Raw genomic sequence first — 17,491 nt, 5'->3', positions numbered from 1 at the left:
TCTCAGATAGATTCCCAGCAGCAGATATGACCGCCTGATCCGAATTCGCCAACAATAACGCCATCGCGAGCAGACAGAGCGAGGGCGATCGCGCGAGTTTCACCGCCGTCACGATTTGCTGTCAAGGGTTTATTATCGAATCAATAGACGATTTTTCATTACACATGCATCCGACGATTCGGGTCTACTCCACGGCCGCGCACACTATACCCGAGCCAATTCCGCGTCGCCGAGGCCCGGCCGCGATCCGGCCCATATCCTCCACAGCGTCAGCGCCACAGCCTCACCGTAAACCTCGATGAATTTTGAGACTCAGCCATGAGCCCGCGCATCAGCGAATGCGTCGCGGTCACGGCCGTTTCTGGATCAGGCGGTGGGGCCGGCGCCCATGATGGTCGCGGCCAGCGGTTCGACCGAGGCACGGCTCACGAAGCAGTAGTAGTTGCGTAGGCCGGTGGTCCACTGTTCTTCGGTGATCGGGTAACTGCCCTGCATTTGCAGGTTCGGGTAAGCACCCGCGGCGTTCAGGTCAAGGATTCCGGGTGCCGTGCAGAGCAGGTTGATCTGGGCGGCGAGTGCCGCCTCGCCCGGAAACACGGTGGTTGCGTCGCCGCCGAAGTTGCCGCGGTAGACCAGCTGCGCGGTGTGTGCGACGGCGCAATCCACGACCGTGAGCTCTTCCTCCCACGGCGAGACGTACGGTTCGAGGCACTCGCCACCGAATAGGGTGTTCCACTCGTGCACGCCGGCGGCCTGCGCCGCCGTGATCTCCGGGACCGGCCTGGGCGTGGGGCTTGGAGTGGGAGTCGGCGTCGCGGATTGGGTCGGTGCCGGAGCCGCTACCGGGCTCGCGACCAGACGCTGGCCGAGATAGAACAGCCCCACCAGCACGATGAGGGCAAGCAGCCCGACGGCGGTCCAGACCAGGGCGGCCTGCGTTCCCCCGGCAAGAACTCGCCGGGACCGGTGGCGACTCGGCGCCTCGGTGTGCGTTGGCTGGTCGGTTTCGGCTAAGCGGATGCTCGCCCCCGAGTCGGGTGCGTCAGCATCCGCTGCCGAGACGGGAAGCAGCTCGGTTGCGGCCGTGGCCTGCTCTTCGACCGCTTCGGGCACGACAGCTGCCGCCGGTGCCGGTGCCGGTGTGATCAGCTCGGCGGTGCTGGGCACAGGCGCGATCGGCTCTACAGCGATCGGCTCGGCCCTTGCAGCGGGCTGCGGGGCCAGCTCTGGTGAACTATCGGTCGGCGGAACGGCTTCCTGCTCGAGAGCAGTGGCCGGCTCATCGTCATCCGCCGAATCGGAGTGCACACTGCGCTCAGCAGCCTCAACGGTGTCAGCGTCAACTTCGACCGATCGAGGCAGCGGAGTGTTCCACCAGGGAACCGGCCCGGCGGGCGCTGCCGGAACGGGCGGCTCAACGGGCTCGACGACCTCGGGCTCTGCTACGACCGGCTTGGCGCGACGTGCGCGACGTCCAAAGCGGCTCGTGGGGGCGGCGGCATCCGTTTTGGCAGCATCCGTTTTGGCATTATCTGAAGCGGCGGCAGCTGAGTCGTTGGGTGAGTCAGCACCGGTGCCTTCCGGGTCGAGCTGCGACGCGAGCCAGTCGATTCCCCGCTCGTCGTCGTCTGATGCCACTAGTTGAGCCCCAGGTCCTCAAGGGAGATCGCGGCGAAATAGGGGTAGCCGGCGGCCTCGATCACTTCGCGAGCACCGGTGTTGCGGTCGACCACGACGGCAACGCCGGCAATCTTGGCACCAACCTTGAGCAGCGCTTCGATGGCGGCGAGGGGCGACCCCCCGGTGGTCGAGGTGTCTTCGAGCACGATCACGCGCTTGCCGGCGAGGTCGGGACCCTCGACCTGGCGTCCGCGGCCGTGGTCCTTGGGTTCCTTGCGCACGACGAACGCGTCATAACTCACGCCGCGGGCCGCGCCCTGGTGCATGACCGAGGCGGCGATCGGGTCGGCGCCCATGGTCATGCCGCCGACGGCGACGACATCGGGCACATCCTTGATGAGGTCGAGCATTACCTGCCCGATCAGCGGGGCGACCCGGTGGTCGAGGCTCACCCGGCGCAGGTCGACGTAGTACGTGGCCTTTTTACCGCTGGTGAGAACGAAGTCTCCGTGAAAAACGGCCTCGGCCGAGATGAAGTCGATGAGTTTCTGCCGTGTATCAGTCACAATCGCCAGTTTAGGGCATGCCTCACAGCCGCAAAGAGTCGAGGTGGGGGCGGGGTTTCCTGCGGCGCCTTCGAGTTTTCGGGTGTTTCGGGGTCGCCGCACGCATTTCGCGGTAGTCCCCGGGACATCCACATGTTTGAGCGAGGAGCAGGTGACCCTGTTCCCGCCGCCCCGCGAAGGAGCGCCCCCTCAACCTCCCGCGAGAGCGGGAAGAGAAGTGAGAGCTAGAAGATGCGCACCAAGTTGCGACGCTCTACCTGGCGGTAGCCGTCGCGGTGCACCTCGACGACGAGGGCGACGGTTGAAACAACGGCAATGAGCACGATGGCGATGAGGATGAACACGAGGTGCCTTTCGAAGGAGGTGGACTGGCCCGGCACGGAGGCGTCACTGCTCGTGTATGACTCTCTTATTTGACCACCCCTGACCGTGCAGCACAATCGATTTATTCTGTATGAATTGTTTAGACTGCCTACATGGATGTGCAACGACTCGAGCTTCTCCGTGAACTCGCCGACCGCGGCAGTGTCACGGCGGTCGCCCTCGCCACTCACCGCACCCCGTCGGCGGTCTCACAACAGCTCAAGGTACTCGAACGTGAGGCAGGTCTGCCGCTCACCCAGCGGCAAGGACGCGGCCTTGTACTCACCGATGCTGGCCGGGCCCTCGCCCGCAGTGCAACGGATGTCGCGGTGTCACTCGCGAAAGCAACCGCGCTCTGGGACGACTTTCGCAACAACGCCACCGGCGAAGTGAGCCTCGTCACCTTTCCAACGGCCGGTCAAATGCTGTTGCCCGGTGTCATTAAAAACCTGGGGCCAGGGCTCGTGCTCAACTGCGCCGACGAAGACCCCGAACTGAGCGACTTTCCCGCCTTCACCGCCGAGTATGACATTGTATTGGCGCACTCGATGAGTGGGCAGCTGTCCTGGGCCGGCCGCGGTCTCACGGTCGTTCCGCTGATGACCGAGCCGCTCGATGTGGGTCTGCCGGTGGGGCATCCGCTTGCCGATCGCGCCTGGGTGCGCCCAAGCGACCTCATCGGAGAGACCTGGATCGGGGTGACCGACGGTTACCCGTTCGAGCGCATTTTGCACGCGATCGAGCAGGAAGCCGGCGCCCGACTGTCGATGTCGCAGCGCTTCGCCGACCTGGCCCTGATCGAATCATTCGTGATCGCCGGGCTCGGCATCGCTCTCGTGCCGCGCTACACCTCCGGTGGCGGCCAGCCCGGTCGCCTCGTATTGAAGCCCCTGCGGGGCATCGAATCCGAGCGCCAGATCGTGGCCCTGATGCGCCCCGACCGAGCCGAACGCTTAGCCGTGCGCACCATAATCGCCGCGCTGCAATCCGAGGCCGCGACGGTGCAGCAATCCCACACCCCTAAATAGGTCGTCGAGAGCGGGAAAAGTGTTGCTTCGGCCATGCTGAAATAACACTTTTCCCGCTCTCGCGAGATAGGGAGCTAGTTGTTCTGGGGAAAGCCCAGGTTGATGCCTCCGTGGCTGGGATCCGGCCAGCGGCTGGTGACGGCTTTTTCTCGGGTGTAGAAGTTCACTCCGGCGGGGCCGTAGGCCTTGGCGTCGCCGAACAGCGAGTTCTTCCAGCCGCCGAAGGAGTGGTATGCGACCGGCACCGGAATCGGCACGTTGATGCCGACCATGCCCACCTGAACCTCGTTCTGGAACCGGCGAGCGGCCCCACCGTCGTTGGTGAAGATCGCGGTGCCGTTGCCGTACTGGCTCGCATTAATGAGGTCGAGGCCCGCTTGGTAGCTGGCCACGCGCACGATCGACAACACCGGGCCGAAGATTTCGTCGAGGTACACGGCCGAGTCGACGCTGACCTTGTCGAACAGGGTCGGGCCGAGCCAGAAGCCGTCGGCGTCACCATCCACCGTGATGTCGCGGCCGTCGATGACGACGTCGGCACCGTCTGCCTGAGCGATGTCGATGTAGCCGGCCACCTTGTCGCGGTGCACCTGGGTGATCAGCGGGCCCATGTCGCAGCCGCGCGTGCCGTCGCCGACGGTGAGGCCCTTGACGCGTTCGGCAATCTTGGCGATGAGTTCGTCTGCGACCGGCTCGACGGCCACGATGACGCTGATGGCCATGCAGCGCTCACCGGCGGATCCGAAACCGGCATTCACTGCGGCATCCGCTGTCAACTCGAGATCGGCGTCTGGCAGAACCAGCATGTGGTTTTTCGCACCGCCGAGGGACTGCACACGCTTGCCGTTCTTGGCAGCGGTCTCGTAGATGTAGCGGGCGATCGGGGTGGAACCGACGAAGGAGATCGCCTGCACGTCGGGGTTCACCAGCAGGGCATCGACGGCCTCTTTGTCGCCGTGCACGACGTTGAGCACACCATTGGGCAGGCCGGCCTCCGTGAACAGCTCGGCCAGCCAGTTCGACGCCGAAGGGTCCTTCTCACTCGGCTTGAGCACGACGGTGTTGCCGGCCGCGATCGCAATCGGGAAGTACCAGAGTGGCACCATGGCCGGAAAGTTGAACGGGCTGATGATGCCCACGACGCCGAGCGACTGGCGAATCGAGTAGACATCAACGCCGGTCGAGACGTTTTCGGAGTACTCGCCCTTGGTCAGGTGCGGCATGCCGAGGGCGAATTCGACGACCTCGAGGCCGCGAATGATTTCGCCGAGCGCGTCGGAGGTGACCTTGCCGTGTTCGGCGGTGAGAATATCGGCCAGGTCGCCTTTCCGTGCGTTCAGCAGCTCGCGAAAGTTGTACATGATGGTCTGGCGGCGGGCCTGGCTCGTGTCGCGCCAGGCCGGGTAGGCGGCCTGGGCGACCGCGACGGCTGCGTCGAGGTCGGCCGTGCTCGCCAGCAGCACGTTTTTGGCGACTTTGCCGGTGGCCGGGTTGTAAACGGGCGCGGTGCGGGTCGAGGTGCCAGCGGCAGCTTTGCCGTCGATGTAGTGCTGAATAGTGGGGATGTCAGTCATTGTGAAGGTCCTTAGTGGTTGGAGGGATTAAGCGAGCAGGTCGAGGCTGAGCACCTCGTCGTAGATGGCGAGCGCTTCGGCCACCTCAGCGTCGGTGACGACGCAGGGCGGCACGACGTGGATACGGTTCTCCATCAGGAACGGCAGCAGGCCCCGGCCGAGCAGTTCGGCCTTCACCCGGGCCATGACCGCGGCGCTCACCGGTTCGCGGGTCGACGGGTCGGCGACGAGCTCGAGAGCCCAGAACACGCCGACACCGCGCACTTCGCCGATGATCGGGTGCTTGGCCTGTAGGGCTTCCAGGCCCGGCTCGAGCACGTCGCGTCCGATGCGAGCGGCGTTCTCGACGATGCCCTCGGCCTCCATGGCGTCGAGTGCGCCGACGATCGACGCCATCGCGAGCGGATGCCCGCTGTAAGTGAGTCCGCCGGGAAAGACCGTCTCGTCGAAGGTGGCGGCGATGGCATCGGAGATGATCACGCCGCCGGTGGGCACGTAACCGGAGTTGACACCCTTGGCGAAGGTGATCAGATCGGGCACGACGTCGTACGCCTGAAAGGCGAACCAGTGGCCGGTGCGGCCGAAGCCGCACATGACCTCGTCGAGGATGAGCTTGATGCCGTACTTGTCGCACAGTGCGCGCACTCCGGGCAGGTAGCCGGCCGGCGGCATCATGATTCCGGCGGTCCCCGGAATGGATTCGAGCAGAATGGCCGCAACCGAGGCCACGCCCTCGCCCTGGATGACGCGTTCGAGGTGGTGCAGCGCGCGAGCGCATTCCTCGGCCTCGCTGGTCGCCCAGAATTCGCTGCGGTAGAGGAACGGGCCGAAGAAGTGCACGTGGCCGCGCGAATACTCGTTGGGAATGCGGCGCCAGTCGCCGGTGGCCACGATGGCCGCACCGGTGTTGCCGTGGTACGACTTATAGAGGGAGAGCACCTTGTCGCGGCCGGTGTGTACGCGGGCCATGCGCATGGCGTTTTCGTTCGCATCCGCTCCACCGTTGGTGAAGAAGACCTTGTTGAAACCGACCGGGGCACGGTCGGTGATGCGCTTGGCCGCCTCGCCGCGGGCCAGGTTGGCGGTGGACGGCGCGATGGTCGTCAGCAGAGCGGCCTGCTCGGTGATGGCTTGCACCACGGCCGGATGCTGATGGCCGATGTTCACGTTCACCAACTGACTCGAGAAGTCGAGATACGAGCGTCCGTCATGATCCCAGACGCGGCAGCCCAACCCGCCGGCGATGACGAGCGGCGCAAGCTTCGCCTGTGCCGACCAGGAATGGAACACGTGCGCCCGGTCGAGTTCGCTGGTGTGCGCGTTGAGAGTTTGTGTGCTGGTGTCAGTCACGTATATCGCTGGCTTTCTCTGTGGTGGTGGGTGGAACAGGGATTCGGAAATCGGAAAGATTGTGGGCCGGGCGGCCCGCCTGGAGCCGCCCGGCCGGTCATCCAGTGGTGCAGCAGCTAGTTGCCGCCCTCGTTGAGGGTGACCTCGGTGGGCTTCCAGTCGGTGCCCATAACGTCGACGCCCTCGGCCTTCAGCTCGTCGAGCGCCTTCGTCACGTATTCATTCGAGTACGCCGTCGCCGGTGGTTCGGTGGTGATGATGGTCGCGCCGGTCTCATTCTTGGTGTTCATGGCGATATCGACCGTGTTGGCCCAGGCCGCTTCGTCGATCATTCCGACGCCGTTGGTCGACGGGAAGATGAGTTTGCTGACCTCGTTGGTCATCCACAGCTGGTGGCTCTCACCGAGGGTCGAACCGGCGGCCGTGACGATGCCGGCCGCTTCGGACGGATTGTTGGCCGCGTAGATCCAGCCCTTGATCGACGCCTTGATGAACTTCACCGTGTTGTCGGCGTAGTCCGAGTCGCTTTCGAGCTTGTCGGCGTTGGCCCAGATGGAGTCCTGCAGCATCGCGGTGCCCTCATCGTTCCAGTCGATAACGTTGAGTTCATCGGGCTGAAACAGCTTGCCGGTATCGGGGTTGATGGTTTCCAGAACCTGGGCGTACTCGTTGTACGTCATGGCCTGGGCAGCATCGATATCGCCGGCGAGGAATCCGGTCATGTCGAAGGCCTGCTGAATGAGGTTGATGTCGCCGAGCTCAACGTCGGCCTTCTGCATGCCGGCAAACAGCTCCCACTCGTTGCCGTAGCCCCAGCTGCCGACGTTCTTGCCCGCTAGGTCGGCCGCGGTCGTGATGTCCTTGTCCTTGAGCGAGATCTGGGTGGTGGCACTGCGTTCGAAGATCTGGGCGACGTCGGTGATGTTGGCACCCTGCTCGATCGAGCCGAGCACCTTGGGCACCCAGGAGATGGCGTAGTCGGCGTCGCCGGCGGCGAGTACATCCTGCGGCACGATGTCGGAGCCACCCTCGTCGATGGTCACGTCGAGGCCTTCGTCTTCGTAGTAACCCTGGTCGAGAGCGGCGTAGTAGCCAGCGAACTGGGCCTGCGCGAACCATTGCAGCTGCAGGGTGATCGGGGTGAGATCGCCAGCGGCATCCGTTGTGGGAGCAGTGCTCGCCGTGCTGCAGCCGGAGAGAACGAGCGCGCCGACGGCGGTGATTGCGCCAAGCCATGTAATGCGGTGTTTCATGGTGCCTCCTTGGTTGCTGGTGCTGTGTGTGGTGGGGTGGTGGTCTAGCCGCCGGAACGGCGGGTGACGAGCTTCTCAACGATGAGAGCTGCGCAGTAAAAAGCAAGTCCGAGAATGATCGAGCCGAGCACGTAGGCCCAAGCCAGGCCGTAGTTGCTGCTCGACGCGGCTGACGTGATCGATTTGCCGAGGCCGCCGACCGGTCCGCCGAAATATTCGGCGATCAGAGCGCTGATTACGGCGAGCGAGGATGCCACGCGCAGGCCGGTGAAGACGTAGGGCAACGCGGTGGGCAGGGTGACCGCCCGGGTGGCCTGCCAACCGGTGACGGCGTAGGCACGCATGAGGTCGCGGTGCACCGGACGCACTTGGCGCAGGCCCTTGAGGGTGTTGAAGTAGACCGGCACAAACACGGCAAGCGCAGCGACCAGCTGCCGGGCGGTCTCGGCGCCGGCGCCGAACATCGTGTAGAGCACCGGCGCGAGCGCCACGATCGGCACCACCGAGAGGGCGGCGACGATGGGCGCCGCCATCTCATCGAGCAGGCGCGCGAGCGCCGCCACGATCGCCAGCGCGATTCCGAGCACGGCACCGATGACGAGGCCGATCAGCGAGTTACGGCCGGTGACCACCATTCCCCCGGCGACATTGTTCAGATTGCCGGCGAATTCGGCGCCGATCGCAAACGGGGCCGGAAGAATGAACGCCTTGATCGCCAGCCCGGTGACCAGGCCCTGCCAGAGCAAAATGACGGCAACCCCGAACACGATCGGGGCGAGGACGGTCTGAACGAGCCCCGGCTGGGCGGTTCTCATCGCGTCTCGACTCCGCGAGCGCCGGCCTGGTTGTGGCCAGCCCCGGCCGCTTCATCGCCGTGCAGCAGGTCGCGCACCTCGCTGAGGGAGCGAAAGAAGCCCTCATCTTCGCGCAGGTCTTCGCCCCGGCCGCTCATATCGCCAAGTCCCACGCTCACAATAGAACGGATGCGCCCAGGCCGCGGCGACATGACCACCACCCGGTTGGAGAGAAACACCGCTTCGGGAATGGAGTGCGTGACGAAAACCACGGCCGCCTGGGTTTCGGCGCAGATACGCACGAGTTCGTTCTGCATGCGCTCGCGGGTCATCTCGTCGAGGGCGCCGAAGGGTTCGTCCATGAGCAGCAGGCTCGGGCTTTCAGCGAGCGAACGGGCGATCGCGACACGCTGCTGCATACCGCCGGAGAGCTGGTCCGGGTAGTGGCTGGCGAAGTCCGAGAGCCCGACCAGCGCGATGAGTTCGGCGGCGCGCCCCCGCCTGGCCGCCTTACCCACTCCGTGCAGTTCGAGCGGCAGCTCGATGTTGCCGGCAACCGTGCGCCAGGGCAGCAGGCCGGCCTGCTGAAAAGCGATGCCGTAGGACTGGTCGATGCGTGCCCGCCGCGCGGGCTTGCCAAACACCTCGATGCTGCCGCTGGTGGGCACGTCGAGGTCGGCGACCAGTCTCAAAAGCGTGCTCTTGCCGCATCCGCTTGGCCCAATCAGGCTGACGAACTCGCCGGGCGCGACCGTGAGGCTCACATCGTCGAGGGCGGTGACGCCGGGGCCCTTGCGGGCGGCGAAGATGCGACTGACACTGTGTACATCAACAGCAGGCACACTCGTTGTGTTGGTCATGCTGACACCTCTCCCCTGCGAAAACGACGAAGGAACAGGCCGATCAGGCCCACAAAACCGGCGGCGACGAGGCCGACCAGGATCGAACCGAAGATGGGCGCCCAGGGCTTGCCCGGGTCGTTGCCGGCCGCGCCGGCGTATTCCACGATGAGCCGACCGATGCCGCCGCGCAGCCCGATCGACACTTCGGCCACGACGCTGCCGACGACCGCGCTGACCGCAGCCAGGCGCAGGGCTGGCAGCAGGTAGCCGACGCTGGCCGGTAGGCGCAGCCGCCAGAGCGTCTTCCACCAGCCGATTGCGTAGCAGTGCATGAGGTCGACGTGGTTGGCGTCGGGCGAGGCGAGGCCCCGCAGGGCGCCGATCGACACCGGGAAGAACGCGAGGTAGGAGGCGATCATGGCCACCGACATCCAGCTTTCCCAGGTGAATTCGCCGAACTGGATCTGCGCGCCCCAGCGTCGAACCAGCGGGGCGATCGCGATCAGCGGCACGGTCTGGCTCAGAATGATCCAGGGCAGAATCATTGACTCGGCCAGGCGAAAGCGCTGCATGAGCAGGGCAAGCGCGAGCCCAACGGTCACGCCAACCAGCCAGCCGACTGCGGCGATTCCCAGGGTGAACAGCGAACCGGCCAGCACCGCCTGCCACAGCGGCAGAGCGGATGCCGCGCCGGTCACCGGCTCGAACAGTCGCTCGAACATGACCCAGAGGTGCGGCATGGCGAGATCGCTCGTTCGCGGAAGCACGGTGAGCGTGCCAATGACGACACCGTCGACCGGTCCGAGCGTTTTGTAGAGCTCCCAGATGAGGGCGAGCAGCGCGAGGCCGGCCAGACCGAAAAGGCCACCACGCAAGCGCGGGTGCACGCCGGAACGCCCGGGCTGGCGCGCTTTAGCCACTCCGAGCGCGCCGCGCGTAAGTGGCGCGGCCTGCTCGCTGGTCGTCGGCATCCGCTTATTTCTTAGCCGTAATGGCGTCGGTCAGCGCTGGAATCACGGTGTCGCCGTAGACGCGCATCGTTTCTTCCTTGTTGTCATGCTGCAGGTAGCCGGCGAACTGGTCGACGCCGAGGTCTTTGAGCGCCTCGAGCTTCTCGATGTGGTCTTTCGCCGTGCCGAGCAGGCAGAACCGGTCGACGATCTCGTCTGGCACGAACGCGGCGTGCTCATTGCCCGCCTTACCGTGTTGGTTGTAGTCGTAGCCCTCACGGTCCTTGATGTAGTCGGTGAGTGCCTTCGGAACCGCGGAATCGACGCCGTACTTGGCCACGATGTCGGCCACGTGGTTGCCGACCATGCCGCCGAACCAGCGGCACTGGTTGCGCATGTGCTCCCAGTCCGAACCGACATAGGCGGGGGCGGCGACGCAGAATTTGATCTCCATCGGGTCGCGGCCGGCGTTGGAGGCTGCGGTACGCACGCTCTCGATCATCCACTTGGCCACGTCGAGGTCGGCCATCTGCAGGATGAAGCCGTCGCCCACCTCACCGGCGAGCTTGAGCGCGAGCGGGCCGTAGGCCGCGACCCACATCTCCAGGCTGGAGCCGCGACTCCACGGAAACTGCACCGTGGCGCCGTTGTATTCCACCGGGCGAGAGTTGGCGAGCTCGCGAATGACGTGGATCGACTCGCGCAGGGTCTTCAGTGTGGTCGGGGCACCGTTGGTGGTGCGCACCGCGGAGTCGCCGCGCCCGATGCCACAGATGGTGCGGTTGCCGTACATTTCGTTGAGGGTCGCATAAGTGGATGCCGTCACGGTCCAGTCCCGGGTGGCCGGGTTGGTTACCATGGGGCCGACGATGATTCTGCTGGTCTCGGCCAGAATGCGGCTGTAGATCACGTAGGGTTCCTGCCAGAGCAGGTGCGAGTCGAAGGTCCAGACGTGGCTGAACCCGTGTGCCTCGGCCAATTTGGCCAGTTGCACGGTGCGCGCCGACGGCGGGTTGGTCTGAAGTACTGCGCCGAAATCCATGTCGTCCCCTTAGATGAGGTACTGGCTCAGGCCGCGCTTGATGAAACGGCCGTCACCCTTGGTGCCGAGGTAGGCGTGATCGTCGACGACGACCTTGCCGCGGGAGATGACGGTGTCGACGTGGCCGTCGATCTCATAGCCTTCCCAGGCCGAGTAGTCCATGTTCATGTGGTGGGACTTTCCCACCCCAATAGACGTGTGCCCGTTCGGGTCGTAGATGACCACATCGCCGTCGGCGCCGGGCGCGATCACGCCCTTCTGGCCATACATGCCGAACATGCGCGCCGGGGTCGTTGAGCACACCTCGACCCAGCGTTCGAGCGAGATCTTGCCGTCGACGACGCCCTGGTACAAGAGGTCCATGCGGTGTTCGACCGAGCCGATGCCGTTGGGAATCTTGGAAAAATCGGTCAGCCCTAAGTCCTTCTGGCCTTTCATGCAGAACGGGCAGTGGTCGGTGGAGACCATCTGGATGTCGTTTGTGCGAAGGCTCTGCCACATGTGGTGCTGGTGTCCCTCGGCCTTAGCCCGTAGCGGCGTGGAGCAGACCCATTTGGCGCCCTCGAACCGGCCCCACTCGTCGCTCTCGGCACCGAGGTTGTCCTCGAGCGAGAGGTAGAGGTACTGCGGACAGGTCTCGCCGAACACATTCTGGCCATTGTCTCTGGCCTGCGCGATCTGGTCCACGGCCTGCTTCGCCGACACGTGCACTATATATAGAGGAGCGCCGGTGAGGTTGGCAAGCATGATGGCCCGGTGGGTGGCCTCTTCTTCGGCCTGCCAGGGTCGGGTCAGGCCGTGATAGAGCGGGCCGGTGTTGCCGGCGGCAACCGCCTGCTGCACGAGCAGGTCGATGACGCTGCCGTTCTCGGCGTGCATCATGATCATGCTGCCGTTGGTGGCGGCGCGCTGCATGGCCTTGACGATTTGGCCGTCGTCGCTGAGGAACACGCCCTTGTAGGCCATGAACAGTTTGAAGCTCGAGACGCCCTCGTCGACGAGTTTGTCCATCGCGGTCAGCGAGCTGTCCTGCACGTCGGAGAGGATCTGATGAAAGCCGTAGTCGATGGCGCACTGGCCGGCGGCCTTCTGCTGCCAGGCGGCATAACGCTCCAGCACGTCTTCGCCGGCGTACTGCACGACGAAGTCGACGATGCTCGTGGTGCCGCCCCAGGCGGCAGCGCGGGTACCGGTTTCGAAGGTGTCGCTGGCCTGGGTGCCGCCGAACGGCATCTCCAGATGGGTGTGGGCGTCGATGCCGCCCGGAATGACGTACTTGCCCCCGGCGTCGATGACGCGGTCAACGTTGCCCGCCACGTCGAAGCCGAGCAGGGTCGAGCCGGGTGCGAGCACCGCGGCAATTTTCTCGCCGTCGATGAGCACATCGGCGAGTCCTCGGCCCGTGGCGTTGACCACGGTGCCGTTCTTGATCAAAGTCTTCATGGCATCCTCTTCGCTGAAAGTGTCAGGGGTAGCGGATGCTGTCGGCCGGGTCGGTCGACAGCATCCGTTCTATGCGCTTTAAGGGGCGACGAGGGGCTCGTAGGAGTCGGGGCGACGGTCACGGTAGAACTGCCAGGAGTTGCGCACCTCGCGGATCACGCCGAGGTCGAGGTCGCGCACGAGAATCTCCTCGGTGTCGGTCGAGGCTCGCTCGCCCACGTAGTTGCCCTTGGGGTCGACGAAGTACGAGCTGCCGTAGAAGGTGACGGCCTCATCGCCGAACTCCGCCTCTTCGTTGCCGATACGGTTGTTCGCGCCGACGTAGTACTGGTTGGCGACAGCGGCAGCCGGCTGCTCGAGCTCCCACAGTCGGTTCGACAGGCCGGGTTTGGTGGCCGAGGGGTTGAACACGATCTCGGCGCCGTTCAGGCCGAGGGCACGCCAGCCCTCCGGGAAGTGGCGGTCATAGCAGATGTACACGCCGATCTTGCCGTACGCGGTGTCGAAGACCGGGTAGTCGGCGTTTCCGGGACGAAAGTAGAACTTCTCCCAGAACTGCGGCAGGTGGGGGATGTGGTGTTTGCGGTACTTGCCGAGGTAAGTTCCGTCGGCGTCGATGACCGCAGCGGTGTTGTAGAGCACGCCGGGCTGTTCTTCTTCGTACATGGGCACGACGATGACCATCTTGTACTCGCTCGCGAGCTTTTGAAAGCGCTCGACGATGGGGCCGGGCACGGCCTGCGCGTAGTCGTAGTACTTGGCATCTTGCACGATGCCGAAATAGGGGCCGTGGAAGAGCTCCTGAAAGCAGATCACCTGCACGCCCTGGGCAGCCGCGGTGCGCACGAAGCCTTCGTGTTTTTGAATCATGGATTCTTCGTCGCCGGTCCAGGTGGCCTGGGTGATGGCGGTTCGAACGATCTGACTGTTCATGCTGTGCCTTCCACTTGCTTTTCGTTAGTCAAGGGTCGCTACGAACTGCGCTGTTCGTATTGTTATTATTTGACGTAAACATTTCAAATGTGTTTCTCTGTGTATCGCACGCATTAATCATCCTGTCGTCCACGGCACCTTGGGGCAAGAGCAATGCAGAACTTTATCGCTGAAATCGAGCAGCGCACACCGGCGGGGATTGCCGCGGCCATCGGCCGATTGATCGCGAGCGGTCGCCTCGTGCCAGGCGACCGTCTGCCGACGGTGCGGGTGCTGGCCGGTGACCTCGGCGTGAGCCCGGCCACGGTCAGTCATGCCTGGCGGGCGCTCTCCGCGGTCGGCCTGATCGTGTCGCGTGGTCGGGGCGGCACCTTCGTTCAGGATGCCGCGCCCAAGTGGCTGCCCGCCCGCAGCCAGTCCATGATCGGCGCGGTCGGTCCGGCCCGCCTCGACCTCTCGCGCGGCACTCCCGACCCGAAGTTGTTGCCGGCGCTCGGACCTGCGCTCTCCCGGGTAGCGCAGCGCGCGGTGACGCCGAGCTATCAGGACCTCCCGATCATTCCGGAGCTGCTCGAGGTGCTGCGGGCTTCGTGGCCCTACCCGGTCGAAACCGTCACCATCGTCGACGGCGCCCTCGACGCCATCTCGCGCAGCCTCGATGCGGTCGCGCGGTTCGGCGACCGCGTCATCGTGGAGAACCCGTCGTTTCCACCGTTCTTCGATCTGCTCGACCAGCTCGGCCTGGAACGCCTGCCGGTGGCCGTCGACGAGCACGGCATCATTCCGGCCGACTTCGCCGCGGCCCTCAAGCTCGGCCCGGCCGTCGTACTGCTGCAACCGCGCGCGCAGAACCCGACCGGCGCCTCGATGACCGCGCACCGGGCAGAGGAGCTGGCCGGGCTATTGCACAGCACTGCGGCGAGCGCCGACACCATCGTGATCGAAGACGACCACTCTGCGGAGATCAGCATCGCCCCCGACGTGAGTCTTGGACTCTGGCTGCCCGAACGCACCCTGCACGTGCGCAGCTTCTCCAAGTCGCACGGCCCCGACCTGCGCATGGCCGCGCTCGGCGGCCCGGCCGCACTCATCGACCCGATCGTGTCGCGGCGCATGCTCGGCCCCGGCTGGACTAGCCGCATGCTGCAGACGATTCTGCACGACCTGCTCACCAACGGCGAGAGCATGGCGCAGGTCAGCGAGGCGCGCCGCATCTATTTCGCCCGCCAGCGTGCCCTCGCCGACGCCCTGGCCGAGTTCGGGCTCGTCGTGGTGCAGGCCGACGGCATCAATACCTGGCTGCCCGTGCAGAACGAGCGTGATGCCCTGGTGCGGCTCGCCGCGTCCGGCATTCGCGTGGCCGGCGGCTCGCCGTTCCAGGCCGTGGAGGGTGGCCCCGCGTTCATTCGGGTGACCGCCGGCGCCCTGCCCGACGACATCCGTCCGGTGGCCGAAGCCCTCGCCGCTGCGGCGCATCCGCTTGATTCGGCCGTGCACTCGGTCGGTGCGCGCTGGTCGTAGTCGGTCTCGTTTGCCCGGCTTCAGCCCAGCTGGCGCAGCCGCGGGGCCAGGTCGCGCTCGAACAGGTCGAGAAAACGTTTCTGGTCGTGGCCCGGGGCGTGGAAGACCAGGTGGTTGAGGCCCGCGTCCAGGTAGGGCTTGATCAGCGCCACGGCCTCGTCGGGGTCGGAGGCGACGATCCAGCGCTTGGCGACCTGCTCGATCGGGAGCGCATCGGCGGCGGCCTCCATCTCGAGCGGGTCGTGAATGGATTGCTTCTGCTCGGGCGTGAGTGACAGCGGGGCCCAGAACCGGGTATTCTCCAGTGCGGCTTGCGGGTCGGTGTCGTAGGAGATCTTGATCTCGATCATGCGGTCAATGTCGTCCTGCGGGCGCCCCACCTTCTCGAGGCCCTCAGCGACGGCCGGCAGCAGTTTCTCGGTGTAAAGCTCCATGCCCTTACCCGAGGTGCAGATGAAACCGTCGCCGGCACGGCCGGCATAGCGGGCCACGACGGGGCCACCGGCCGCGATATACACCGGCACCGGGGCATCCGGAATGTCGTAGAGGGTGGCGCCGACAGTGGAATAGTACTCACCCGTGAAGTCGATGCGCTTGCCGGTCCACAGTTGCCGCATGAGGTTGACGGCCTCACGCAGGCGCGCAAATCGTTCCTTGAACTCGGGCCACTCGCCCTGATAGCCCGTGGCGATCTCATTGAGGGCCTCGCCCGTTCCGACACCGAGCATGATGCGCCCGGGGTACAGGCAGCCCATGGTTCCGAAGGCCTGGGCCAGCACGGCGGGGTTGTAGCGGAAGGTGGGGGTCATCACCGACGTGCCGATCTGCACCCGTTTGGTGCGCTCGCCGACCGCGGCCATCCAGGCCATCGCGTAGGGTGCGTGGCCGCCTTCGTGCCGCCACGGCTGAAAATGGTCACTCACGGTCACGCTGTCGAGCCCGTGCTCCTCGGCCATGACGCCGAGCTCCACCAATTCTCGTGGTGCGAACTGCTCCGCCGACGCTTTTAGTCCCAGCTTCAACATGCGCTCTCCTCTTGTGGTAGTCAATGTTTGCACTGACTCAATGTTTGCACTGGCCGGTCCCTGCTACGGTGTTCCTGACCACCAATTAGATGTTATTGGTTGAGCTTGCCTCGATTTGGGCAGCAGGTCTCTGGACAATCCAGTCTCCCGCGCCCAAAATTATGAGGTTCTGCATGCAGCGTCATTCCCGTTTTGTATCTCTCGGCGTGGCCGCCAGCGCCGCCCTGTTGCTCAGCGGATGCGCCGCCGCCGCAACCCCGGCCGCCACCCACTCCTCTTCCACCGGCGCAACCGCTAGCTACCCGGTCACCGTGGAGAATTGCGGCACGAGCCTCACGGTGACGAAGGCGCCCGAGCGGATCGTGTCGATCAAGTCCTCGACGACCGAGTTGCTGCTGGCGCTCGGCCTCGGCGACCGCATCGTCGGCTCGGCTTTTCTCGACGGTCCGCTGCCGGAGTCGCTTGCCGCTGCCGGCGGCGACCTCAACGTGATCAGCGACTTTCTGCCCGGCCAGGAGGCGGTACTCGGCCTGAACCCCGACTTCATCTACGGCGGCTGGGAATCCAACTTCAGCGCCGACGGTGTGGGCGAACGCGACGCCCTGACGGCGCTCGGCGTCGGCAGCTATGTCTCACCGGCTGCCTGCAAGGGCGACTTCATGCCGAACCCGCTCACCTTCAACTCGGTGTTCACCGAGATCGAGGAAGCCGGCGCCATCTTTGGTGTCGAGCCCGCCGCCGCCGAGTTGGTCAGCACCCTGAACGACGACCTCGCCGGCCTGGAGCCTACCGCCGGAACCACCACGGCACTCTGGTACTCCAGCGGCACCACCACCCCCTACGTGGGCGCCGGCATCGGCTCACCGGAAATGATCATGGAGGCCGCCGGGCTCACCAACATCTTCGCCGATGTCAGTGATACCTGGACCTCGGTGGGCTGGGAATCGATCATCGAAGCCAACCCGAGCGTCATCGTGCTGGTCGACGCCACCTGGAACACCGCCGCCGCGAAGATCGCCCACCTCGAATCGGACCCGGCTACCCAGGTGCTCGATGCCGTGCAGAACCAGCGCTACATCATTTTGCCGTTTGCCTCCACCGAGGCCGGCCTGCGCAACGTCGAGGCGGCATCCTCGACAATCACGCAATTAGCCGACCTAAACGAGTGACCCCCTCCCCCTGGTCGC

At 65.1% G+C, this 17,491-nt stretch carries 15 protein-coding genes; 3 read left to right on the top strand and 12 right to left on the bottom strand.

Going from position 1 to position 17,491, the window contains the following annotated elements; all coding sequences use genetic code 11:
• Positions 1-366: 366 nt before the first annotated feature.
• Both CJ028_RS16500 and pyrE read right to left on the bottom strand, forming a co-directional pair.
• The gene (locus tag CJ028_RS16500; RefSeq protein ID WP_105036311.1) at positions 367-1,638 is read right to left on the bottom strand and encodes a hypothetical protein; all 1,272 of its coding nucleotides are present in this window, start codon (positions 1,636-1,638) and stop codon (positions 367-369) included.
• On the bottom strand, positions 1,638-2,186 hold the full coding sequence (pyrE, locus tag CJ028_RS16495) for an orotate phosphoribosyltransferase (RefSeq protein ID WP_105036310.1): 549 nt from the start codon (positions 2,184-2,186) through the stop codon (positions 1,638-1,640). Before pyrE ends, CJ028_RS16500 begins: the two co-directional genes overlap by 1 nt.
• Before the next feature lie 476 nt (positions 2,187-2,662).
• Here pyrE and CJ028_RS16490 point away from each other — a divergent pair, with 476 nt between their 5' ends.
• Complete coding sequence (locus tag CJ028_RS16490) at positions 2,663-3,577, top strand: LysR family transcriptional regulator (protein WP_105036309.1); 915 nt, start codon at positions 2,663-2,665, stop codon at positions 3,575-3,577.
• A 74-nt stretch (positions 3,578-3,651) separates the two neighbouring features.
• On the opposite strand, the gene CJ028_RS16485 is transcribed toward CJ028_RS16490, so the two are convergent.
• The 9 genes from CJ028_RS16485 to CJ028_RS16445 all read right to left on the bottom strand — a co-directional run bounded on the left by CJ028_RS16485 (position 3,652) and on the right by CJ028_RS16445 (position 13,758).
• A complete protein-coding gene (locus tag CJ028_RS16485) occupies positions 3,652-5,151 on the bottom strand; it encodes a CoA-acylating methylmalonate-semialdehyde dehydrogenase (protein WP_105036308.1) in 1,500 nt (499 codons plus the stop codon).
• Positions 5,152-5,178: 27 nt separating this feature from the next.
• Positions 5,179-6,501 carry an aspartate aminotransferase family protein gene (locus CJ028_RS16480; RefSeq protein ID WP_105036307.1) on the bottom strand — a complete coding sequence of 441 codons (1,323 nt, stop codon included), beginning with the start codon at positions 6,499-6,501 and terminating at the stop codon, positions 5,179-5,181.
• A gap of 116 nt (positions 6,502-6,617) precedes the next feature.
• Positions 6,618-7,754 carry an ABC transporter substrate-binding protein gene (locus tag CJ028_RS16475; protein ID WP_105036306.1) on the bottom strand — a complete coding sequence of 379 codons (1,137 nt, stop codon included), beginning with the start codon at positions 7,752-7,754 and terminating at the stop codon, positions 6,618-6,620.
• A 44-nt stretch (positions 7,755-7,798) separates the two neighbouring features.
• The gene (locus tag CJ028_RS16470) at positions 7,799-8,569 is read right to left on the bottom strand and encodes an ABC transporter permease (protein ID WP_105036305.1); all 771 of its coding nucleotides are present in this window, start codon (positions 8,567-8,569) and stop codon (positions 7,799-7,801) included.
• The gene (locus CJ028_RS16465; protein ID WP_105036304.1) at positions 8,566-9,408 is read right to left on the bottom strand and encodes an ABC transporter ATP-binding protein; all 843 of its coding nucleotides are present in this window, start codon (positions 9,406-9,408) and stop codon (positions 8,566-8,568) included. Before CJ028_RS16465 ends, CJ028_RS16470 begins: the two co-directional genes overlap by 4 nt.
• Positions 9,405-10,361, bottom strand: coding sequence for an ABC transporter permease (locus CJ028_RS16460; RefSeq protein WP_105036303.1), 957 nt, complete (start codon positions 10,359-10,361; stop codon positions 9,405-9,407). Before CJ028_RS16460 ends, CJ028_RS16465 begins: the two co-directional genes overlap by 4 nt.
• A gap of 4 nt (positions 10,362-10,365) precedes the next feature.
• The gene (locus CJ028_RS16455) at positions 10,366-11,382 is read right to left on the bottom strand and encodes a TIGR03842 family LLM class F420-dependent oxidoreductase (protein WP_105036302.1); all 1,017 of its coding nucleotides are present in this window, start codon (positions 11,380-11,382) and stop codon (positions 10,366-10,368) included.
• 9 nt (positions 11,383-11,391) lie between these two features.
• Positions 11,392-12,825: a dihydropyrimidinase gene (hydA, locus tag CJ028_RS16450; RefSeq protein WP_105036301.1), complete on the bottom strand. Its 1,434-nt coding sequence runs from the start codon at positions 12,823-12,825 to the stop codon at positions 11,392-11,394.
• A 78-nt stretch (positions 12,826-12,903) separates the two neighbouring features.
• Entirely contained in the window at positions 12,904-13,758 is an 855-nt protein-coding gene (locus CJ028_RS16445) for a nitrilase-related carbon-nitrogen hydrolase (RefSeq protein ID WP_105036300.1), read from the bottom strand.
• A 153-nt stretch (positions 13,759-13,911) separates the two neighbouring features.
• Here CJ028_RS16445 and CJ028_RS16440 point away from each other — a divergent pair, with 153 nt between their 5' ends.
• A complete protein-coding gene (locus CJ028_RS16440) occupies positions 13,912-15,279 on the top strand; it encodes an aminotransferase-like domain-containing protein (RefSeq protein WP_105036299.1) in 1,368 nt (455 codons plus the stop codon).
• Positions 15,280-15,299: 20 nt separating this feature from the next.
• Here CJ028_RS16440 and fgd read toward each other — a convergent pair whose 3' ends face one another.
• Complete coding sequence (fgd, locus tag CJ028_RS16435; RefSeq protein ID WP_105036298.1) at positions 15,300-16,304, bottom strand: glucose-6-phosphate dehydrogenase (coenzyme-F420); 1,005 nt, start codon at positions 16,302-16,304, stop codon at positions 15,300-15,302.
• A gap of 173 nt (positions 16,305-16,477) precedes the next feature.
• On the opposite strand from fgd, the gene CJ028_RS16430 reads away from it, so the two are divergent.
• Entirely contained in the window at positions 16,478-17,473 is a 996-nt protein-coding gene (locus CJ028_RS16430; protein WP_105036297.1) for a putative F420-0 ABC transporter substrate-binding protein, read from the top strand.
• The last annotated feature ends 18 nt before the right edge of the window (positions 17,474-17,491 follow it).

Source organism: Cryobacterium aureum (assembly GCF_002954245.1).
GTDB classification, from domain to species: Bacteria; Actinomycetota; Actinomycetes; order Actinomycetales; family Microbacteriaceae; genus Cryobacterium; species Cryobacterium aureum.
The sequence above is the reverse complement of the archived record's forward strand: the minus strand, read 5'-3'. Positions and strand labels throughout refer to the sequence as shown.